General features: G+C 66.1%; 17 protein-coding genes, 1 tRNA gene and 1 pseudogene. 7 read left to right on the top strand and 12 right to left on the bottom strand.

Features of this window, described 5'->3' with window-relative positions:
* Positions 1–34: 34 nt before the first annotated feature.
* Positions 35–496: a RidA family protein gene (locus GO591_RS01765; protein ID WP_157155231.1), complete on the bottom strand. Its 462-nt coding sequence runs from the start codon at positions 494–496 to the stop codon at positions 35–37.
* A gap of 14 nt (positions 497–510) precedes the next feature.
* Positions 511–651: pseudogene (locus GO591_RS01760) on the bottom strand (DUF4177 domain-containing protein); the annotation flags it as partial.
* Between the two features lie 51 nt (positions 652–702).
* Here GO591_RS01760 and GO591_RS01755 point away from each other — a divergent pair.
* The 3 genes from GO591_RS01755 (at position 703) to GO591_RS01745 (ending at position 4,326) form a co-directional block, all read left to right on the top strand.
* Positions 703–3,264 (top strand): transglycosylase domain-containing protein, encoded by a 2,562-nt coding sequence (locus GO591_RS01755; RefSeq protein WP_157155229.1) that lies wholly within the window; start codon positions 703–705, stop codon positions 3,262–3,264.
* Complete coding sequence (locus GO591_RS01750) at positions 3,260–4,231, top strand: metallophosphoesterase (protein ID WP_157157726.1); 972 nt, start codon at positions 3,260–3,262, stop codon at positions 4,229–4,231. The genes GO591_RS01755 and GO591_RS01750 overlap by 5 nt, the downstream gene beginning before the upstream one ends.
* An 18-nt stretch (positions 4,232–4,249) precedes the next feature.
* Positions 4,250–4,326, top strand: a tRNA-Pro gene (locus GO591_RS01745).
* A gap of 44 nt (positions 4,327–4,370) precedes the next feature.
* Here the strand turns inward: GO591_RS01745 and GO591_RS01740 are convergent.
* The 6 genes from GO591_RS01740 to GO591_RS01715 all read right to left on the bottom strand — a co-directional run bounded on the left by GO591_RS01740 (position 4,371) and on the right by GO591_RS01715 (position 10,614).
* Positions 4,371–4,994 (bottom strand): thymidine kinase, encoded by a 624-nt coding sequence (locus GO591_RS01740; RefSeq protein WP_157155228.1) that lies wholly within the window; start codon positions 4,992–4,994, stop codon positions 4,371–4,373.
* Positions 4,994–5,680, bottom strand: coding sequence for a response regulator transcription factor (locus tag GO591_RS01735; RefSeq protein ID WP_157155227.1), 687 nt, complete (start codon positions 5,678–5,680; stop codon positions 4,994–4,996). Before GO591_RS01735 ends, GO591_RS01740 begins: the two co-directional genes overlap by 1 nt.
* Positions 5,670–6,794 (bottom strand): hypothetical protein, encoded by a 1,125-nt coding sequence (locus GO591_RS01730; RefSeq protein WP_157155226.1) that lies wholly within the window; start codon positions 6,792–6,794, stop codon positions 5,670–5,672. Before GO591_RS01730 ends, GO591_RS01735 begins: the two co-directional genes overlap by 11 nt.
* Positions 6,787–7,965, bottom strand: a complete 1,179-nt coding sequence (locus GO591_RS01725; RefSeq protein WP_157155225.1) for a sensor histidine kinase — start codon at positions 7,963–7,965, stop codon at positions 6,787–6,789. Before GO591_RS01725 ends, GO591_RS01730 begins: the two co-directional genes overlap by 8 nt.
* Before the next feature lie 62 nt (positions 7,966–8,027).
* A complete protein-coding gene (locus GO591_RS01720; RefSeq protein WP_157155224.1) occupies positions 8,028–9,110 on the bottom strand; it encodes an Rv2578c family radical SAM protein in 1,083 nt (360 codons plus the stop codon).
* Positions 9,111–9,141: 31 nt separating this feature from the next.
* Positions 9,142–10,614 (bottom strand): malate:quinone oxidoreductase, encoded by a 1,473-nt coding sequence (locus tag GO591_RS01715; RefSeq protein WP_157155223.1) that lies wholly within the window; start codon positions 10,612–10,614, stop codon positions 9,142–9,144.
* A gap of 185 nt (positions 10,615–10,799) precedes the next feature.
* On the opposite strand from GO591_RS01715, the gene GO591_RS01710 reads away from it, so the two are divergent.
* Together GO591_RS01710 and GO591_RS01705 are read left to right on the top strand one after the other, a co-directional pair.
* Entirely contained in the window at positions 10,800–12,809 is a 2,010-nt protein-coding gene (locus GO591_RS01710; protein WP_232466235.1) for an acyltransferase family protein, read from the top strand.
* A gap of 225 nt (positions 12,810–13,034) precedes the next feature.
* Positions 13,035–13,919, top strand: a complete 885-nt coding sequence (locus tag GO591_RS01705; protein ID WP_157155222.1) for an endonuclease domain-containing protein — start codon at positions 13,035–13,037, stop codon at positions 13,917–13,919.
* Between the two features lie 108 nt (positions 13,920–14,027).
* On the opposite strand, the gene GO591_RS01700 is transcribed toward GO591_RS01705, so the two are convergent.
* Together GO591_RS01700 and GO591_RS01695 are read right to left on the bottom strand one after the other, a co-directional pair.
* The gene (locus tag GO591_RS01700; RefSeq protein ID WP_198295524.1) at positions 14,028–15,083 is read right to left on the bottom strand and encodes an aspartate-semialdehyde dehydrogenase; all 1,056 of its coding nucleotides are present in this window, start codon (positions 15,081–15,083) and stop codon (positions 14,028–14,030) included.
* A 14-nt stretch (positions 15,084–15,097) separates the two neighbouring features.
* Positions 15,098–16,363: an aspartate kinase gene (locus GO591_RS01695; RefSeq protein ID WP_157155221.1), complete on the bottom strand. Its 1,266-nt coding sequence runs from the start codon at positions 16,361–16,363 to the stop codon at positions 15,098–15,100.
* 144 nt (positions 16,364–16,507) lie between these two features.
* Here GO591_RS01695 and GO591_RS01690 point away from each other — a divergent pair, with 144 nt between their 5' ends.
* Together GO591_RS01690 and GO591_RS01685 are read left to right on the top strand one after the other, a co-directional pair.
* Complete coding sequence (locus GO591_RS01690; RefSeq protein ID WP_157155220.1) at positions 16,508–17,152, top strand: hypothetical protein; 645 nt, start codon at positions 16,508–16,510, stop codon at positions 17,150–17,152.
* A 210-nt stretch (positions 17,153–17,362) separates the two neighbouring features.
* Positions 17,363–18,130, top strand: coding sequence for a PRC and DUF2382 domain-containing protein (locus tag GO591_RS01685; RefSeq protein WP_347877687.1), 768 nt, complete (start codon positions 17,363–17,365; stop codon positions 18,128–18,130).
* A gap of 79 nt (positions 18,131–18,209) precedes the next feature.
* On the opposite strand, the gene recR is transcribed toward GO591_RS01685, so the two are convergent.
* Positions 18,210–18,809 carry a recombination mediator RecR gene (recR, locus tag GO591_RS01680; protein ID WP_157155218.1) on the bottom strand — a complete coding sequence of 200 codons (600 nt, stop codon included), beginning with the start codon at positions 18,807–18,809 and terminating at the stop codon, positions 18,210–18,212.
* The gene (locus GO591_RS01675; protein WP_157155217.1) at positions 18,810–20,924 is read right to left on the bottom strand and encodes a DNA polymerase III subunit gamma and tau; all 2,115 of its coding nucleotides are present in this window, start codon (positions 20,922–20,924) and stop codon (positions 18,810–18,812) included. It lies immediately after the preceding gene.
* Positions 20,925–21,034: the final 110 nt, after the last annotated feature.

Here is a 21,034-nt window from a genome sequence, read left to right as displayed (position 1 = left end):
CGCTAGCGCCAACCATACGGGCGCAGCGCGGTGGTTACGCGAACTCGAGGATCAGCTCAACCTCGACAGGCGAGTCGAGCGGCAGTGCCGCGACGCCGACGGCGGAGCGGGCATGCTGCCCGGCCTCGCCGAACACCTCGCCGAGCAGGTTCGAGGCACCGTTGATCACGCCGGGCTGCCCGGTGAAGGCCGGGTCGGATGCCACGAAGCCGACGACCTTGACCACGCGAGTCACCCGGTCAAGCGATCCGATCACCGACGCCGCCGCGGCCAGGGCGTTCAGCGCACAGGTGCGGGCGAGGCCCGCGGCATCCTCGGCCGAGATTTCCGAGCCGACCTTGCCGGTGGCGTTCAGCACGCCGTCGACGTAGGGCAGCTGACCAGCGGTGAAGACCAGATTGCCGGACACCACGGCGGGAACGTAGGCGCCGGCCGGGGCGGAGACGGCGGGGAGGGTGAGTCCGAGCTCCTTGAGCCGGTTCACAACCTGGCTCATTCGGACACCTTCTCCCGCTTCAGGTAGGCGACAAGGCCGCCCTCCGGACCCTGCACGACTTGCACGAGCTCCCAGCCCTGCTCTCCCCAGTTGTTGAGGATCGCTGCCGTGTTGTGCACGATCAACGGTGTTGTCAGATATTCCCAAGTACGCATTGCACCGGTCCGTTCAGCTTGGCGTCACAGGTCATCCCGTACCCTACTGGTATGTCTGCCCAAAAAACGAAGCGCTCGGGTGCGCTTGGAGCCATCTTGGGAATGCTCGGCTTCAGTGGACTTGCTGGTCTGCTGGTAGCCGTAATGGTCACCCCCGCTATCGCGGTCACGGGTATGACAGCAAACAACTCGATCGGCATCTTCAACGAGCTGCCCGAGTACGCCACGCTCGGTGACGACCTCGCCCAGCGCGTCACCCTGTACGGCCTGCAGGACGGTCAGCAAGTGCCGTTCGCCACCATCTTCGAGACCAACCGCGAAGAAGTCGGCTGGGACCAGATCTCGCAGTACGCGAAGGATGCCGCTGTCTTCGGCGAAGACGCCCGGTTCTATGAGCACGGTGGCGTCGACCTCCAGTCGGTGATGCGCGCGCTGGTCGGCAACCTTGCCTCTGGGGACATCGAGAGTGGTGGTTCGACCCTCACGATGCAGCTGATCAAGAACATCAACGTCGAGGCCGCGAACCGGCTCACCGACCCCGAAGAGCGCAGTGCCGCCTATAAGGAGGCCACTCGCCAGACGATGGATCGCAAGCTCAAGGAGATGAAGCTCGCGATCGGCCTCGAGAAGGAATACGACAAGCAGACCATCCTGCTGAGCTACCTGAACATCGCCCACTTCGGCGGTGTGACCTACGGCATCGAAGCCGCCGCCCAGCGCTACTTCGGCATCACCTCGGCCGAGCTCAGCCCCGCGCAGGCAGCGAGCCTCATCGCGATGGTGCAGGCACCGAACGCGCGCAGCCTGGACAAGGAAGAGAACTTCGAGCGCAACCACGCGCGCCGCGACTACATCCTGAACCAGATGTTCAAGTACGGCTCGATCACCCAGGAAGAGTTCGACGCGGCCATCGCCACGCCAATCCAGCCGAACCTGCAGCCGCTGAACACCGGTTGCATGAGCGCGACTACCGGCCCGTACTTCTGTGACAACGTCGTCAAGACGCTGCTCGCCCATGAGGCGTTCGGAGCGACCCCGGAAGAGCGCCGTGCCAACTTCCGCAACGGCTTCGACGTCTACACGACCATCGACCTGAACATGCAGAACCATGCGCAGGCGTCGCTGTCGAAGTGGGTTCCGCCCACCGACGACCGTTTCCAGATCGGTGGCGTGGCAACCGCTGTCGAGCCGGGCACCGGCCGGGTGCTGTACATGGCTCAGAACACCACGTTCGATGACACCGCCGACGGCGGCGGCCCGGGCACAACGTCCGTGAACTACAGCACCGACTTCGACCGCGGCGGCTCGAGCGGCTTCCAAGCCGGATCGACATTCAAGATCTTCACGCTCGCCGAGTGGCTGAAGTCCGGCCATGGCCTCAATGAGCATGTCTCCGGCGCGGTGCGCACATTCAACGTCGGGGACCACGAGTACTGTGGCACCCCGGTCGGATCCAACGGGTACCGGCCGAAAAACTCGGGCGCCTCGCCCGCGTCGGTATCGGTGCTGCAGGCAACGGCAAGCTCGGTCAACCTCGCCTTCCTCAACATGGCGACCGAAATGGATCTCTGCGACATCGAGGCCACCGCGGCCGCGATGGGCATGCACGAAGCAAAAGGGCCGAAGAACGGTGAGGGGATGATGGAGAACCCATCGTCCGTTATCGGTGGTTCCGAAGACTTCGCCCCGCTGACCATCGCCGGCGCGTTCGCCACGATCGCGGCGCGCGGCGAATACTGCTCGCCGATCGTGATCGACCGGGTCGTCAAGTCGAACGGCGAGGAGATCACCCCGCCTGTGACGCAGTGCAGCCAGGCGCTCGACCCCGAGGTTGCCGACGCGATGGTCTACGCACTGAAGGGCGTGCTCTCCGGTGGTACCGGTAGCGCGTCCCGCGTGTCCGGCGCACCGATGTTCGGTAAGACCGGATCGACCGACGACTACAAGCAGACTTGGATGGGCGCGGCGACGAGCACCGTCGCCAGCGCGGTCTGGATCGGCAATGTCGTCGGCAGCCAGCGATTGAACCGCACCAACGTCTCCGGCACGACCGCGAGCAACCTGCGTCACCGCGTCACGAGTGAGATGTTCAGGGTCTGGAACGACTGGCGGGGCGGCGAGGACTGGCCCGCGCCGAAGTCGAACTACCTGAGCGGTAACAACAACCCGGTTCCGGATGTCTCCGGCGAGACGCCGGAGCAGGCCAAGCAGATCCTGCAGGGCCTCGGCTTCACCACCGCGGACGGGGGCACAGTGGCATCCCCCGTGGCGCCCGGCCGGGTCGCGCACACCGACCCGGGCGCTGGCGCGAGTGCACCGCGTGGACGGATCATCACGATCTACACGAGCGACGGATCGCAGGGCGCGACCATGCCGAACGTGGTCGGTCAGGAACTGAAGGCGGCGCAGAACGCCCTGAAGGACGCCGGTTTCGACCAGAGCTCTATCAAGGTGAACTACCGCGACGGTCAGGACAAGGGCACCTGCATGGTCGAGGGGTCTGACCCGGCAGCGGGTGCCGCGACCGCGAGGAACGCCGCCGTGACGCTCACTGTGCTCTGCACCGGCAATCCGGGTGGCGGCGGAGGCAACGGCGGCGGAGGCAACGATTAGCGTGGCGGCATCAGCGCGCGGTCCGCTGACCGCAGCAGCCGTCGTCACGGTGGCCGCATCGGCGACCCTTGCCTATGCATCACTGGTCGAGCGGAACGCATTCCGGGTGAGACACGAGTTCGTGCCGATCCTGGAACCCGGCGCACGGCCAGTGGCGGTGCTGCACCTGTCCGACCTGCACATGGCTCCATGGCAGACCGCGAAGCAGAACTGGGTGCGCGACCTGGCGCGGCTCGAGCCCGACCTGATCGTGAACACCGGCGACAACCTCGGGCACGTAGACGGCCTCAGCGGGCTGGAGCAGGCGCTTGAACCGTTCCGCGACGTGCCGGGCGTCTACGTGCACGGCTCGAACGACTACTACGGCCCGGTGGCGAAGAACCCGCTGAAGTACTTCAGCGGACCCTCCTCGCACAAGCCGCGGTCGACCAACCTCGACACCCCGGCGCTTGAGCACTACTTCGAGCAGTCGCTCGGCTGGCTGAGCCTCAACAACACTGCCCGGGCGATCACCATCAAGGGCTCGAACATCGAGTTCTTCGGCACCAACGACGCTCACCGCGGCTGGGACCGGCTGGACAAGCTGCCCGGCGCGATCGACGAGATGCGCGAGAACGTCGGCTGGCAGGACGAACCGAACCCCTCGGAGGCGGTCACCATCGGTGTCACCCACGCCCCCTACCGGCGCGTGCTCAACTCGTTCGTCACCAATGGCGCCGAGATGATCTTCGCCGGACACACGCACGGCGGCCAGGTTCGGATGCCTGGCGTCGGCGCGCTCGTGGTCAACTGCGACATCCCGCACAGCAAGGCGCAGGGCCTCAGCACCTGGCACCACGCGCGCGGCTCGTCGTATCTGAACGTTTCCGCCGGGCTCGGCACCAGCATTTACGCGCCCGTACGGTTCGCCTGCCCACCCGAAGCCGTACTCGTGACACTGACCGCGTCGGATATCGGGTATTCTTGACGAGTTGCCACGCAACATCGGGGTATGGCGCAGCTTGGTAGCGCGCGTCGTTCGGGACGACGAGGCCGCAGGTTCAAATCCTGTTACCCCGACCAAACGAAAAGGCCGCCCGTAGGGCGGCCTTTTCTGGTTGAGCTCCTCAACCACCGGTTTGGGGTGAGCCGAGCTGGCCGCCGCTCTCCTCGAGGTAGCAGACCGCGCACAGCGACTCGTAGGTGACGTGCCCGCCGTCGATAGCGACCTGGTCACCGGCGAACACGAACCGGCCGTCGACCTGACGCGCGTTGAACACCGCCTTGCGGCCACAGCGGCAAATCGTCTTCAGCTCCTCGAGCGAATGCGCAATCTCGAGCATGCGCTGACTGCCGGGGAACGCCGCCGTCTGGAAGTCGGTACGGATGCCGTACGCCATCACCGGCACGTCGTCGAGTACGGCAATGCGCAGCATGTCGTCGACCTGCGCTGCCGAGAAGAACTGCGCCTCATCGACCAGCAGGCACGCGACATCCGCCCCTGTCTCGCGCTGCACCCGCTGCCGCTCGACGGCGAACAATGCATGGATGTCCTCGTCCGGCCCGACGGTGAAATCGACCGGGCGGGTGACGCCGAGCCGGGAGACGATGGATGCCTCGCCCTTGGTGTCGATCCGAGGCTTGGTCAGCAGCACGTGCTGTCCGCGCTCCTCATAGTTGAATGCCGCCTGGAGCAGTGAGGTGCTCTTGCCGCTGTTCATCGCTCCATAGCGGAAGTAAAGCTTCGCCACTACTGCAGGTACCCGTCCTCGGCTGCGCGACGGATCAGTTCCGCCTTACGGCTCGCCGGTCGTCCCACGCGCGCGTACTTCTCCCGCACGCGGCGCAGGTAAGTTTTCGCCGTTTCGTATTGCACGTTCATCTGCTGCGCGACCTCGCTGGTCGAGAACCCGCGCACGTACAGCCGGAAGGCGTCTTCCTCGCCGGCGCTGAGCTTCGGCTTCGTCGGATTGGTCGCGCCAATCGGCAGCGGACGCCAATCCCGCTGGAGGGATGAATCGCGGGAGACACCCATGATCTCGCGCGCTGCGTCCATCACTTCTGGCATCGACAGTGTCTTCGGCAGGAACGCCGCCGCACCGGCCGCCAGGGCACGTTCGCGGGCGTCGTTGGTGTCCAGGCCACTGAGCACGATGACGGTGGCTCCCGCGGCGCGGCAGGTGCGAACCCTCGCCTCAATCGAGACCGGCTCGTTGAGCTGAAAGTCGATGAAGACCAGGTCCGTCGGGAAATTGTCGCTGTGCACCATCTCGATCCAGCTCTTCGCGCTGAGGACGAGGTGGAAATCAGGGGCATTGGCGATGATCCAACTGCTCATGCTGTCGAGCAGCACCTCATGGTCATCAAGCAGGGCCAGGCGCACTCGTCGGTTGCTTCCGGGCGCGGGCACGTCCGCGCCAACGTCACTAGTGGCCATAAGAAAACTTTAGTCGGCGCAGAGGGTGCTCTCCGTCGATCTGAAGGTCAGTGAAGACGACTCGCATCACAGCGAAGTAGGGGGCGAACTCGCTACGCACCGCATGCTCGGGTCCGCGAACCATGGCCACGACCGTCGCCTCTGCCCGCCCATGTTCGGAGCGGAGACGCAGGTCGAATGCGGGAGCGTGGAATCCCGGGTGTCTCGCCACGGCCACGATCAATGCCCGAAAAGCGGTCCGCTGGTCGGGTGCCATGGCCTCGGCAAGGTATTCGGGGTCGTCAACTCGGCCGAGCCCGAGTTCGCGTTCGACGAGTTCGTCCAACCAGCTTCGTTCGCTCGCGGCTACCAGCGACGCGCGGACACCATCGGCGATGCGCAGGGCCTCTTCCCGGTCACCATCGGTGGTCTGGCCACTCTCAAGCAGCCGGAACAGGAACGGCACGACTTCTTGATTGAGGGCGGTGACCTGCTGCTGCCGCACCGTGCGGGAGATGCCCTCGCGCCCCTTGGCGACGAGGGCCCGAGCGGCCGGCGTGACCACCTCGTGCCAGCGGCGCAGCGCGCGGATCATCGAGTCGGCGAGGAGCGCCGCGAAAATCGTCAGCCCGACGACCGGCCCCGCCCCAATCACAGGCGACAGCCCCACGGGGACGGCGTGCAGGTGCGGGTCCAGCGAAGTTGCCCAACCGGCCCAGCCGGCACCGAACACGCCCAGCAGGACGATCTCACGTGACGGACGGAAGGGAGTGTGGGCCACCACCAGAATCCCGAATGCAATGGGGCCCCAATGCTCGCGCGGGTGGTGCAGGCCCTCTCCCGACATCGCGATCGCGTTCAGCAGCACCGCACCGAGTCCGAGCCCGATCACACCCAGGTGGGCCGCTCGGGAGTACGGCGCCCGCAGCGGGTCGGACGCGACCATCAGCAGCGCGCAAGCCGCCCCGAGAGCCACCAGCGCTGCGCCGGCTGCCCATGCGGAAGCGGTCGGCGTGGGACCGGCGATCGTCATGGCCAAGGCGAACAGGAACGCCAGCGGCGCCAGCACGTAGGCGACCGAGCGAGCCCGAAGCCCGCTCACCGGGTCCCAGCGCTGCATGGTCGATTCAGTCATCCGCAGGCCTCCCATCCACCGGGACCTCCATGAGGACCGCGGTGCCGCGTCCGGGCGTCGACCACACCCGCGTGGAGCCACCCACAGCGGCGACCCGACGATGCACGGACATGCGCATGCCAAGCCGATCTGCGGGTGCGTCGTCAGTGCCGAACCCGCGCCCAGTATCGATGACCAGTACGGAGACATCCGCTTCTCCGCCGTAGATCGCTACCTGCGCCTGCGTCGTGCCAGCGTGTGTCGCAACATTGACCAAGCACTGCTTGACGGCGAGCGCAAGCGCGGACTCCGGCTCGACGCCCAGCCGGTCGAGTGCTGCGATCTCGCCAGTGGTCTCGATCTCGAGACCGAGTTGCGCGCACTCGTTGAGGACCTCCAGCAGCCGCGACCGCCGGTCGCCCGGCTCGGCGGTCTGGACTGCGAGATCGCTAGCCGCGACCTGGGCTAGGTCTTTCTCAATCTGTTCCTGCAGCCGACTCGACAGCTCACCGGGCGGCGTCGCCGCGATCGCGGTCAAGGTGTTCAGAATGGTGTCGTGAACGAGCGCGGTCACCGTGGTTCGTTCTCGTTCCCGCACGCCCGCCACCTCCTCGTCCTGGATTGCGCGGTGCAACGCGGGACGGGCCCGGTCGACCTGCGGGGCAACCGAGCCTGACACCGCGCACATGACGGCGACGCAGAAGAATACGACCATCGTGGGCAGGTCGAACCTGAGTTCGCCACCGGTCTGCGCAATCGCGATGAGCACGGCCAGCTCAGCCGCGACGTACCCGGTGGTGCACCACCCGAGCCGGGTCCAACCGCTGCGGCCGTGCGCGACGAGAATCAGCGCAATTTTCAGTTGACCGATGGTGAATGCAGCGGTCGAGGCTATCGCCGGGTACTGACCCGACAGCGTCACAACGAACCAGTAGGTCGCCGCTGCTCCGACCAGCAGATAGGCGGCGGCGCTCGAGATGCTCCGGCGCTGCTCATGCATGACAAGCGCAATCCCGATGGGCACCAGCGCAAGGATCGCCGGAAGCAGGATCAACTCGGGGTTCTCCACCTGCAGCATCGCCACAATCACGGCGGCGACGGCGAGCGACGACGCGGCGACCCCGTGCGACGCCCGGGCGAGCGCCCGGCTGATCGTCCCTGGGGCGAGGTGCGCGGGCAGTCCAAGCGACATGGGCTCCCCTCCCCCGGTGTGGTTTCTGCATTATGGCAGCGCCGACCGGGCGGGTCGAGGAACTAGAACAGCGTGGGCTGCCCCTGCGCCGCCATGCTCGGCGGCAACTCCTCGGCGATCAGCGAGCGCTCGCCCTCGGCATCCCGCATCGAGCCCAGGGCTTTCGAACGCACTCCCCCGGTCGCCGGGTCCTCGCGGCCGCGCTCGAGTCCGTGCGCGCGAATCAGCGGTTTGATCCGGGCCGCCAGCCACGTGCGGTACTCCTTCGGCGCGTACGACGTGCGATACATGGCGCGATACTTCGCGGAAAGCTCCGGATGCTGCTGCTCCACCCAGTGCAAGTACCACTCCTTCGCTCCGGGTCGCAGGTGCAGCGCGCTGTACACGACACTGGTTGCCCCGGCGGCCTTGATCCGCCTCAGCGCCTCGTCGAGGTGCGCCTTCGTGTCGGTGAGGAACGGCAGGATCGGCATCATGAACACCGTGCAATCGAGGCCGACCTCGCGCACTGCAGTCACCGTCGCCAGGCGCGCCTTCACACTCGGCGTGCCGGGCTCGATCGACTGCTGCAACTCATCGTCGAACACGGCGATCGACATCGCCAGATCGACGGGCACGCGCTCGTGGGCCTCGGCCAGCAGCGGCAGATCGCGCCGCAACAGTGAGCCCTTGGTCAGGATTGACAGGGGTGTCCCTGATTCCGCGAGCGCGGCGATGATTCCCGGCATCAGCCGGTAGCGGCCCTCAGCACGCTGGTATGGGTCTGTGTTGGTGCCCAGAGCCACCGGATGCCTGCCCCAGCTCGGCTTGGCGAGTTCCTTGGCGAGTACCTCGGCCACGTTGACCTTGACGATGAGCTGGCTGTCGAAGTCGCGTCCGGAGTCGAGGTCGAGATAGGTGTGAGTGTTGCGAGCGAAGCAATAGACACACGCATGGCTGCAGCCCCGATACGGGTTGATGGTCCAGCCGAATGGCATGGCGCTCTGCCCGGGAACGTGGTTCAGCGCGGTCTTCGCGAGTATTTCGTAGAAGGTGATGCCGTCGAACTCGGGCGTGCGCACGGTTCGGACGAGGTTGTTCAGCCGGGCAAGCCCAGGCAGCGCGGCATCCTGAACCGCGTCAAGCTGCTGCCCATTCCATCGCACTCATCCATTCGAACATACGTTCGAACATCGGTCAAGCCTGGAGTTGCAGAACCTGTGCGGTGCGCGTCAGTGCCTTTGTGGCCGTCGCGTTGTCGTCGCTCAACCGGCTGCCGTACGAGGGCACCATCTTCTTCAGCTGCGGCTGCCAGGCAACCATCCGCTCGGGGAAGCAGCGCTCCATGAGCTGGAACATGATCGGCACGGCGGTCGAGGCACCCGGCGAGGCACCGAGCAGGCCGGCGATGGAACCGTCGGCGGCGGCAACCACCTCGGTGCCGAACTGCAGCACGCCCTTGCCTTCGGCATCCTTCTTGATCACCTGAACACGCTGGCCTGCGGTGATCTGGTACCAGTCCTTCATGTCGCCGTTCGGCACGAATTCCTTGAGCGCGCGGAACTTCTTCGACCGCGAAGCGAACACCTCGGTGATCAGGTACTTCACCAGATCGAGGTTGGTCAGGCCCACGCGCATCATCGGCACCAGGTTGTGCCAGCGGATCGACGCGAACAGGTCGAAGTAGGTGCCCGCCTTGAGGAACTTCGGGCTGAAGCCGGCGTACGGGCCGAACATCAGGCTCGGCGATCCGTCGACGATTCGGGTGTCCAGGTGCGGCACCGACATCGGCGGGGCGCCGACCGCGGCTTTGCCGTAGACCTTGGCGTTGTGCTTCGCAACCACAGCCGGCTCATCGGTGCGCAGGAAGTGGCCGCTGATTGGAAAGCCGGCGAACCCCTTGATCTCGGGGATGCCGGACTTCTGCAGCAGGTTCAGGGCGTACCCGCCCGCGCCGACGAACACGAACCGTGCGGTGTACTGCGCGGGGGTCCGTCCGACGAGATGGCGGGTGCTGATCCGCCAGAGGCCATCCTTGGTCTTCTTGAGCCCGGTCACCTGGTGCTCGCGGAGCATCCTCGCCCCATTGTCGGTGAGGTACTCAATCAGGTGCCTGGTCAGGGCGCCGAAGTCCACGTCGGTGCCGGTGTCAATGCGCGTTGCCGCGATCGGCTGCGCCTTCGCGCGCCCGGGGATCAGCAGCGGGCTCCACTGCCGGATGACGCGGGCGTCCTCGGTGTACTCCATGCCCTTGAACAGCGGGTGATCCTTGAGCGCCTCGTACCGCTTGCGCAGGTACTCGACGTTCGCCTCACCCCAGACGAAGCTCATGTGCGGCACGTTGTTGATGAACGACGACGGGTCCGGCAGCAAACCCTCGTCAATGAGGTACGACCAGAACTGCCGCGACACCTGGAACTGCTCGTTGATGTCGACGGCCTTGCTGATGTCGATGGAACCGTCGGGCTTCTGCGGCGTGTAGTTCAACTCACAGAGGGCAGCATGACCGGTACCGGCGTTGTTCCACGGGTTGGAGCTTTCGCGGGCAACGTCGCCGAGACGTTCGAAGATCTGGATGTCCCATGTCGGTTCCAGCTGCTTGAGCATGGCACCGAGGGTCGCACTCATAATGCCCCCACCGATGAGAGCTACGTCGATGGGTTTAGTCACCCTTTCAGCTTAGCGGCGGCACAACGGCCACTTTGACACCCGCCTTGCGCCCGAGCCGCGCGCGACAATACCTCGCGTTAACAGTATGTGAACCTCGGAGTCGGCCCCCAAACAGGGGCCGATAAGTATGCCATTCTGGCTGTTGACCCATCGCGAGAGTCGGGGGGTTCAGCAAGAGGGGGATCGTGAGTACCAGCAGCAAGAGTGCCTTTAGGTCGGACATTCAAGGGCTGAGGGCAATCGCAGTGCTGCTGGTTCTCGTCTATCACGCAGGGGCCACGTTCCTGCCGGGCGGCTATGTCGGCGTGGACATCTTCTTCGTTGTCTCCGGCTTTCTGATCACCGGCGGGCTGCTCCGCTCCCTCGAGCGCGATGGACGGATCAACTTCGGCGACTTCTACGCCAAGCGCATCCGCCGCATCCTTCCGGCCTCGATTGTGGTCCTGGTGCTCACCCTGGCGGCGGCGTTCATCTGGGTGCCGCCCCTGCAACTGCAGACGGTGCTGCGGGACGCGATGGCGACCGCGCTGTATGTGCCAAACATGTGGTTCGCCATGGAAGACACCGACTACCTGGCCGAGACCGCGCCATCGATGTTCCAGCACTACTGGTCACTGGGAATCGAGGAGCAGTTCTACCTGTTCTGGCCGGCGATCCTTGCCCTCGGCTTCGTGCTGGTGCGCAAGTCGCGGACCGGCCTGCTGGTCCTGCTCACGCTGCTGGTCGTCGGCTCGTTCGTGTACTGCCTGTGGCTGATGGGCCAGAGCCAGCCGTGGGCGTTCTTCTCGCTGCCGTCCCGCGCCTGGGAGCTCGGCATCGGCGGACTGCTGGCCTTCGTCCTGGCCGGATCGCACCGCTGGCTGCAGGGCATCCCGGCCGCCTTGCTCGGCTGGGTGGGCCTTGCCGCACTTCTGGGCGCCGCGGTCTTCTACGACGCCGGAACTGTCTTCCCCGGGGTGAGTGCACTGCTTCCGGTGCTCGGCACCGTCGCGGTCATCATCGGCTGCACGAGCGCCAACCGGTTCAGCCCGAACGGCCTGCTCAGCCTGAAGCCGATGCAGTGGTTCGGCATGATCTCGTACTCGCTGTACCTGGTGCACTGGCCACTGCTGGTCATCCCGCAGGCGGCGGTCGGCCTGGGCAACCCGCTGTTGCCGATCGACAAGGCGCTCCTCGCGCTCGTGGCGATCCCCCTCGCCCACATCGTCTACACCTTCGTTGAGAACCCGGCCCGCCGCGCGGAGTTCTGGGCGGGGCATAAGCCTCGGCGGTCGTTGGCCATCGGCGGGCTGGCCTCCGTCACCGTGCTCGCGCTCACCGCAGGCACCCTCGTGCTCACGCAGAACACGCAGCTCGGCTCGGGTCGGGATGCCGAGACGGTCGCCGCCGGGTCCGCGGCATCCGTCGTCGGCACCGAGTACGTGCCCGACAACCTGCAGCCGACGCTGCAGGAAGCCGAGGACGACAATCCGTCGATCTATGCGGCCGGATGTCACGGAGACTTCAGTTCCACCGACCCGAGTGGCTGCCAGATCGGCGACAACCCGGATGCTCCGGTGGTGGCGTTGTTCGGCGACTCACACGCCGCTTCGTGGTACCCCGCATTGGAGACCCTCGCCCAGGCCGGCCAGATCCGTCTGGACTCGAACACCAAGAGTTCCTGCCCGTCGGTGTCGCTGCAGCTGCTGCGGGACGGCTCGGAGTACACCTCGTGCCACGAATGGCGTGATGGGGTTATCGAGCGGCTGAACGCAACGCCGCCCGATCTGGTGCTGCTCGCGAACTACGGTCACGCCGACCTCGTCGGCGGCGACGACAACTTCGTCGAGGACTGGAAGACCGGGCTGCAGACCACCCTCGAGGCGCTGCCAGTGGAGTCGACCACCGCCGTGATCTCCGACATCCCGGACATGGGCACGACGCCCGCGATCTGCCTGTCGAACAACCTCGATGACGCGCTCGAGTGTGCCCGCCCAGCGGTGGAGGCGATCAACAAGGAGATCCGCGCGGCGGAGCAGGAAGCCGCCGGGGACAAGTACCTCGACTTCATCCCCTACTTCTGCGACGACGAGTCCTGCCCCGCGGTGATCGGCAACACCCTCGTCTACCGTGACTCGCACCACATGACCGCAACCTTCAGCGCGACTCTGGGCGAGCCGCTCGGCGAGAAGATCACCGAGCTGCTGGCGCGCTGACCGGCGCGATCCGGCGGGTCGTCTCAGAACGGAAGGCCCTCCTCCCGAACGACCGGAGTTTCTTCCGGATGTACCGGAACTGACGGAGTTTTGCTCCGGTAGTTCTGAGTTTCTCCGGTAGTTCGGCGGCGACATCCGGTCCTCCCCACGAGCCCCCGCTGTCCGGACTCCCCCGTGTGCCCTGCCTCCCGCATCGAGGAGTTCGAATTCGCGGAGGATGAGCGGATGCCGCAACGTCCAGCATTCTCCACGCTCGGGTACCTGGCCCCAAGGGCTCAGCTGCTCGCACTCGGGTACAGCCGTCGCGAAATCGATGCCGCGATTCAGAGAGGATCGCTCCTTGTGGCACGCCGCGGCTGGCTCGCAACGACCGCCGCCTTGCAGATCGCGGTCCTCGCGGTGTGTCGCGGAGCACGTCTGACTGCCGCAACCGCACTTCGCACCTACGACGTCTGGGCAGGCACGGATCAGCGTATCCACTTGCAGCTTTCGCCGCACGCCAAGCAGCGGCAGTACAGACCAACCACCATGCTCGGGGCGTTTGCGCTCCTGAAGCACTTCGAGAGCCCGAGTGGTGTAGTTCTGCACTGGGCGCAATTCAGCCGGCTCCGACCCGACGAACCCGCGTGGCGCGTATCGATTACCGACGCGTTGTTCCGCTTCTGCCTGACTGAATCCGCCGAGCAGGTGGTCGCGGCGATCTCGAGCGCTGTGCACAAGAAGCTGCTCACCCGGCACTCGGCGATGCTCGTGTTCGAACGGCTCCCCTCGCGACTGCAGCACCTGCGCAACCGATTCACCTGGTTGGACGGCTCCGGCTTGGAAACCCTGGCCAGGATGCGACTCGAAGATCTCGGATACCGGTTAGCTCAGCAAGTCCAGATCGGGCCGGATCGAGTAGACATCGTCTTGGGCGGATGGCTCGTGATCGAACTCGACGGCGACAAGTGGCATGACCCGCAGGCTGATCGCATGCGTACCAACCGGCTCGTGCGAGAAGGGTACGTCGTCCTCCGATTCGGCTATCACGATGTCGTCAAAGACTGGGCGACCACACTTCAAACGATTCGTGCGGCGCTCCGTGACGGGGAACTTGCCCGCGGCGCGTGAGGGCTGACTCGCCGTAAACGCCGGAGAACTACCGGAGAAACACAGAACTGCCGGAGAAAATCTCCGGCAGTTCGTGTTCCGGCAGTAAAACTCCGGTAGTTCTGCGAACTAGAGGGACGCCACCGCGCGAGCGGCGATCAGTTCCGCGATCTGCACCGCGTTCAGGGCGGCACCCTTGCGCAGGTTGTCGTTCGACACGAACAGGGCGAGACCACGGTTGCCCGGGACGCCCGGGTCCTGACGGATACGACCGACGAAACTCGGGTCCTGACCGGCCGCCTCGAGCGGGGTCGGCACCTCGGAGAGCGCGACGCCCGGGGCATCCGCCAGCAGTTCCATCGCCCGCTCGGGGGTGATCTCCGCACCGAACTCGGCGTTGATCGACAGCGAGTGTCCAGTGACCACCGGCACGCGCACGCAGGTTCCGCTCACGAGCAGTTCGGGCAGCTCGAGGATCTTGCGGCTCTCGTTGCGCAGCTTCTTCTCTTCGTCGGTCTCGTACAGGCCGTCGTCGACGATCGAGCCGGCGAGCGGCACCACGTCGAACGCGATCGGCTTGACGTACTTCACCGGCTCGGGGAAGTCGACGGCACGACCGTCGTGAACGAGGCCTTCCAGGTTCTGGTCGACCACGGCGCGCACCTGCGAGATGAGCTCGTCGGCACCGGCGAGGCCGCTGCCGGACACGGCCTGGAAGGTGGTCACGATCAGCCGCTCGAGACCTGCTTCTTCGCTCAGCACCTTGAGCACCGGCATCGCAGCCATGGTGGTGCAGTTCGGGTTCGCGATGATGCCCTTCCTGGCTTCATCGATCGCGTGCGGGTTGACCTCGCTGACCACCAGCGGCACATCCGGGTCCATGCGCCATGCGCTGGAGTTGTCGATCACGGTCACACCCGCTGCGGCGAACCGAGGTGCCTGCGCGCGGCTTCCGGTGGCGCCGGCGCTGAACAGCGCAATGTCGAGTCCTGTCGGGTCGGCGGTCTCGACATCCTCGACCAGCACGTCCTCGCCCTTGAACGGCAGGGTCTTGCCCGCGCTGCGGGCGGTCGCGAAGAGTCGGATGCTCCGGATCGGGAATTCGCGCTCCTGGAGCAATCGAAGAATGACCGCTCCGACCTGCCCGGTTGCGCCGACAACGCCGACGTTCAGTCCTTCAGCCACGGGTATTCCTCTTTCTAACGGCCGGTTCCGGCATGCACGACGGCTTCAGCATCGCCGTCAAGCCCGAACGCGGTGTGCACGACGCGGACGGCGTCGTTGATGGTGTCGGCGCGAGTGACAACCGAGATGCGGATCTCACTGGTGGAGATCATCTCGATGTTGATGCCCGCGTCGGACAGTGCCTGGAACAGCTTCGCCGAGACGCCCGCGTTGGTACGCATGCCGGCGCCGACCAGCGCTAGCTTGCCGATCTGGTCGTCGTACTGCAGCGTGTCGAAGCCGACGGCATCCCGCTCACTGCGCAGTGCCTGCAGGGCGATCGGGCCCTGCGCCTTCGGCAGCGTGAAGGAGATGTCGGTGCGTCCGGTCTCCGCCGCCGAAACGTTCTGAACGATCATGTCGATGTTCGCGCCCGCCTTGCCGAGGATCGTGAAGATCTGCGCGGCCTTGCCCGGGATGTCGGGCACACCAACGACCGTGATCTTCGCCTCGCTCAGGTCAGCTGCGACGCCCGAGATGATTGACTCTTCCACTTTGTCTCCGTCCTGTGGATTGACCACCAGGGTGCCCTCGTTGTTGTTGAACGAGGAGCGAACATGCAGTGTGACGCCGTGCCGACGGGCGAACTCGACGGCACGAATGTACAGCACCTTCGATCCCGCCGCGGCGAGCTCCAGCATCTCCTCACTGGAGATGCGGTCGATCTTCGTCGCGGCTTTCACGACCCGCGGGTCGGCGGTGTAGACACCATCGACGTCGGTGTAAATCTCGCAGATATCCGCGTCCAGCGCCGCGGCGAGCGCGACCGCACTCGTGTCTGACCCACCACGACCGAGGGTGGTGATGTCCTTGGTGTCGCGATTGAATCCCTGGAATCCGGCGACGATGACGATCGCGCCTTCATCGAGAGCGTCGCGCAGACGTACCGGGGTCACGTCGACGATGCGCGCGGCTCCGTGCTGCGCGTCGGTGATCATGCCGGCCTGGCTGCCGGTGAAGCTGCGCGCGTCGTGCCCCATGCCCTTTATCGTCATGGCGAGCAGCGCCATCGAGATGCGCTCCCCGGCGGTGAGCAGCATGTCCAGTTCACGCGGTTCCGGGATCGGCGTCACCTCGGACGCGAGGTCGAGCAGCTCATCGGTGGTGTCGCCCATCGCACTCACCACAACGACCACGTCGTTGCCGGCACGACGGGACTCTACGATCCGCTTGGCGACACGCTTGATGCTTTCTGCGTCCGCGACGGAAGACCCACCGTACTTCTGGACGATCAAGCTCACGGGTTCTCCTGGTTACTGGGGGGCGACGCCCCATTCTAATTCAGCGTCGCTGGGCATTACGCGCGCACGGCGGCGGGGTTGGCAACCTTCGTACCGCGGGGGTTAATGGAGGTTCCTCAAGACCGTGCGAACGGAGAAGAACAGATGAGTATCAATGATGATCGAAATCGTTCGACCGGGGCATCCGTGCCCGGGGACGATCGCGACTCGGTAGCTCGCGGGGACACCCGCGCAGTACACGACGCAGCTGTTGCCCGGGAAAGGGAAGAGTACGGCGGCATCAAGATCGGATCGGCATTCTTCGGCTGGCTCGCCGCGGTGGGCATGGCCGTGCTATTGACGGCCCTGCTGGCTGCCGCCGGGACGGCCCTCGGGCTGGCCACCGGCGTCGACGTGGAGGAAGCCACTGAGGGCGAAGTACAGACAGTTGGCATCGTCGGCGGCATCCTGATCATCCTCGTGATGTTCGTCGCGTATTACTGCGGCGGCTACGTCGCCGGCCGGATGGCCAGGTTCAACGGCGTGCGCCAAGGAATCGCCGTGTGGCTGTGGGCTCTGGTGATCGCGATCATTGTCGCCCTGATCGGGCTCATCGCCGGGACTCAGTACGACCTGTTCGCGAATGTGAATGTGTTCCCGCGCATCCCGCTCAACGAGGGAGATCTGACCGTCGGCGGAATCGTGACCGCGATCATCGTGGCACTCGCCGCGCTCGGCGGAGCGATCCTCGGCGGGTTCATGGGGACGCGTTTCCACCGGAAGGTCGACCGCGCCGCGTATCCGGCGTGAGCGCGCTTCAGCGCGCGGGTGCTCACTTCCCCGCGCGCTGACGGCGCGCTGTTAGCGCGCTGGCAGCCCGCTGACCGGCCGCTGACCGCGCGCTGGCAGTTGGCCGGGTAGGTGTTCCCATACCGAGAACCGCGTGCTCTTAATGGATGCCCAACACCCGAAACGAAGTTAGAGGGCACGATGATCCGCACAGAAGAAGTTCAACGGTTGATGGAACAAAAGGTCGAGGTAATCGACCCGAGTGGCAGCAAGATCGGAAAGGTCGGCCAGGTCTATTTGGACGACAAGACCGGAAAGCCCGAGTGGGTGACCGTGATGACCGGCCTGTGGGGCACGTCCGAATCGTTCGTTCCGTTGCGTGACGCCATCTTGGAGGGCGAGCGCCTGAAGGTGACGTTCGACAAGGCGACAGTCAAGGATGCTCCCCGAATCGATGCAGACCGCCATCTCGACGAAGCCGAGGAAGACCGGCTTTACGAGTACTACCACGTGTCCGAAGCGGACTACGCGGACACTGATACCCGCGATTACACGGGCACCAGCGGAACCGACTACCGCGAGGGAACGGATTACCGCGAGGGACGGTCGACGGACGACGCGATGACCCGCTCAGAGGAGCAGCTCCGCGTAGGCAAGGAACGTCACGCCACGGGCCACGCCCACCTGCGGAAGTTCGTCGTTACTGAGAACGTGCAGACCACGGTTCCCGTCAGCCACGAAGAAGTCCGCGTGGTGCGCGAGCCCATCACCGACGAGAACGTCGACGAGGCGCTCCGCGGTCAGGACATCAGCGAGGCAGAGCACGACGTGACGCTGCACGCTGAGACACCGGTGGTCGAGAAGAAGACCGTGCCGGTGGAGCGAGTGCGCCTTGAGACGGACACCGTGACCGAAGAGGAAACGGTGAACGAACAGGTGCGCAAGGAGAAGATCGACACCGACGTGGATGACACGGAGACAGGGCGCGGGCGCCGCTAGTCCGGAAGCCGTGCACTGACCAGAAGACCGGCGGGCTGTGCCCCGCCGGTCTTTCTTTGCCTCTTTCTCGTCGAGTCGGCTAGTTCTCGACGAGTCGGCGGCCCTCGAAGGCCCGGCCGAGGGTGACCTCGTCGGCATACTCCAGGTCGCCGCCGACGGGCAGCCCGGAGGCAAGGCGGGTGACCCGCAGACCCGGCTGCTGCAGCATCCGCGTCAGGTACGTCGCCGTCGCCTCGCCCTCGAGGTTCGGGTCGGTGGCGATGATCACCTCGGTGACCGTGCCGTCGGCGAGGCGTTGCAGCAACTGCCGGATGCGCAGGTCGTCGGGGCCGATGCCATCGATCGGGCTGATCGCTCCGCCGAGCACGTGGTACAGCCCGCGGAACTCACGGGTGCGCTCGATCGCGACCACGTCCTTGGCTTCTTCGACGACACAAATGGTTTGCGGCTGACGGCGCGGGTCACGGCAGATCGAGCACGTCTCGTGCTCGGAGACGTTGCCGCAGATCGCGCAGAAACGCACCTTCTCTTTGACCTCGAGCAGCACCTGAGCGAGCCGCGTCACGTCGACGCTCTCAGTCTGCAGGATATGGAACGCAATCCGCTGCGCCGACTTCGGTCCGATGCCGGGTAGCCGGCCGAGTTCGTCGATCAGCTCCTGGACGATGCCTTCGTACAACTAGAACTCGCTCCTTGACTGCGGCACAATCGCCTGTTCCTCGATGAAGTTCGCGCCGAGGATCTCGCGCACCACTGACTCGCCGTACCGCTGCCGGCCGTTCGGCGCGGGTGCGGACGGGACGGATGGCGCACCCGGAGCCGATCGGGAAATTTGCGCAGTCGAACCGGATGGCGCGGCGACTGAGGCTGAAGCGGACGACGTAGCCTGCGGCACCACGGCCTCGGCTAGTGGCTTCGCACCAGGGATCTGTGCGACCTCCCAGCCGCCGGCCGCCGGCTCAGCCGGGACAGCCGGCTCCGAAGCCGGGTACGGGTCGTGCGGAGCCTCCGCGCTGGGCACACTGGTCGGGGCCGCCGCGGTCGGAGCAGCTGCGGTCGGAGCAGCAGGGCTCGCGTGCCCGCCGCCGGCGCTCTCGACCTTGGCGATGAATTTCACGCGGACGCCGAGAACGTCGAGGATCGCCTTGCGCAGGTACTCGCTGACACTGTCGAGGCCCTGCACCTTGAAGCTCTCGACGTCAACCTGGCTGGGGAAGGTGACCGTGAGCACGTCGCCCTTGAGGTCGCGGGCCTGCGAGGTGAACACGACCGTCCAGGCGCTCCGCCTGGCCTTCTGCACGCTATCAAGAATCTCGGGCCAGGCGTCCCGCACCTGCTGCAACGTCAACGGCCCGACTGCGGTCGGTGCAGCCGGGGCCTCCGCCTCGACGCGCGGGGCGGGCTCGGCGGCAGAGACAGGCGGGGTGGACGCGGGCTCGGCGGTAGAGGCGGCTGGCTTCGAGGCGGGCGCGGCTGTGCCGTCAGACCCCGGGACAGGCGTCGCCGGCCGGGCTGCGGGGGACGGGGTCGCCTCGCGCCGGGCAGCGGGAGCGGGCTCGCGACGCGCGGCCGCAGCAGGCTCCGGCGCGGCGGGCTCGGCCCTCGGCGGGGCGGAGGATGCGGCATCCGTCGCCATTCCGACCCGGCGTTCCAGGCGCTCGACACGGGCGAGCGCGCCGCGCTCGGTGTCGTCGGAGGCGGGGATCAGCAGGCGTGCCGCCATCAGTTCGAGGTGCAGGCGCGGGCTGGTCGCCCCCGTCATCTCGGTCAGCGCGGTGTTGACGATGTCGGCCGCGCGGGAGAGCTCGGCGGTGCCGAACTTCTGCGCCTGCTGGGTCATGTTGTCGAGTTCGTCCTGCGGGATGCCGCGCAGCACGGATGCGGCGTTCTCGCGGGTGGCCGCCACGACGATCAGGTCGCGGAGCCGCTCAAGCAGATCCTCGACGAAGCGGCGCGGGTCCTGCCCGGTCTGCACGACACGGTCGATCGAGGAGAAGACCGCCCCGGCATCGCGGGCGCCGATCGCGTCAACGACCTCGTCGAGCAGCGCGCCGTGGGTGTAGCCGAGCAGCGCGACGGCGCGCTCGTACTCGACCGAGTTGTTCTCCGACCCGGCGATCAGCTGGTCCAGCAGCGACAGGGTGTCGCGCACCGATCCGCCTCCGGCGCGGACCACCAGCGGCAGCACCCCGGCAGCAACCGTGACGCCCTCGCTGTCGCAGAGCTGCTGCACGTACTCGAGCATCTGCGCGGGCGGCACCAGCCGGAACGGGTAGTGGTGCGTGCGCGACCGGATCGTGCCGATGACCTTCTCGGGCTCGGTGGTCGCGAAGATGAACTTGACGTGCTCCGGCGGCTCTTCGACGATCTTCAGCAGCGCGTTGAAGCCCTGCGGCGTCACCATGTGCGCCTCGTCGAGGATGAAGATCTTGAACCGGTCGCGGGCGGGCGCGAACACGGCGCGCTCCCGCAGGTCGCGGGCGTCATCGACACCGTTGTGGCTGGCAGCGTCGATCTCGACGACATCCAGCGAACCGCCGCCGTCGCGACCGAGCTCGACACAGCTGGGGCAGACGCCGCAGGGGGTGTCGGTCGGTCCCTCGGCACAGTTCAGGCAGCGAGCGAGAATGCGCGCGGAGGTGGTCTTGCCACAGCCGCGCGGCCCGCTGAACAAGTAGGCATGGTTGACCCGGTCGGTGCGCAGTGCGGTGCGCAGCGGATCGGTCACCTGCGACTGCCCGATGAGTTCGGCGAACGACTCGGGGCGATAGCGACGGTAGAGGGCGGTGACCACGCCTACAGCGTAGTCGGCGCATCCGACACCGGATGCCGCCATCCACAGCCGTCCGTGCGGTGCATCGGCCGCCGAAAGACCTCGCGGGCGACTGGCCTCGAGGTGCTTTC

It is taken from the genome of Diaminobutyricimonas sp. LJ205 (genome assembly GCF_009755725.1).
Classification (GTDB): domain Bacteria; phylum Actinomycetota; class Actinomycetes; order Actinomycetales; family Microbacteriaceae; genus Ruicaihuangia.
This window is presented reverse-complemented; position numbering and strand designations above follow the sequence as displayed.

What these genes read in the sequence shown, in the direction of transcription:
- GO591_RS01735 (WP_157155227.1), bottom strand. Translation starts at nt 5,680, where the DNA reads ATGGCCACTAGTGACGTTGGCGCGGACGTGCCCGCGCCCGGAAGCAAC.
- GO591_RS01690 (WP_157155220.1), top strand. Translation starts at nt 16,508, where the DNA reads ATGAGTATCAATGATGATCGAAATCGTTCGACCGGGGCATCCGTGCCC.
- GO591_RS01765 (WP_157155231.1), bottom strand. Translation starts at nt 496, where the DNA reads ATGAGCCAGGTTGTGAACCGGCTCAAGGAGCTCGGACTCACCCTCCCC.
- GO591_RS01685 (WP_347877687.1), top strand. Translation starts at nt 17,363, where the DNA reads ATGGAACAAAAGGTCGAGGTAATCGACCCGAGTGGCAGCAAGATCGGA.
- GO591_RS01755 (WP_157155229.1), top strand. Translation starts at nt 703, where the DNA reads ATGTCTGCCCAAAAAACGAAGCGCTCGGGTGCGCTTGGAGCCATCTTG.
- GO591_RS01705 (WP_157155222.1), top strand. Translation starts at nt 13,035, where the DNA reads ATGCCGCAACGTCCAGCATTCTCCACGCTCGGGTACCTGGCCCCAAGG.
- GO591_RS01725 (WP_157155225.1), bottom strand. Translation starts at nt 7,965, where the DNA reads ATGTCGCTTGGACTGCCCGCGCACCTCGCCCCAGGGACGATCAGCCGG.
- GO591_RS01730 (WP_157155226.1), bottom strand. Translation starts at nt 6,794, where the DNA reads ATGACTGAATCGACCATGCAGCGCTGGGACCCGGTGAGCGGGCTTCGG.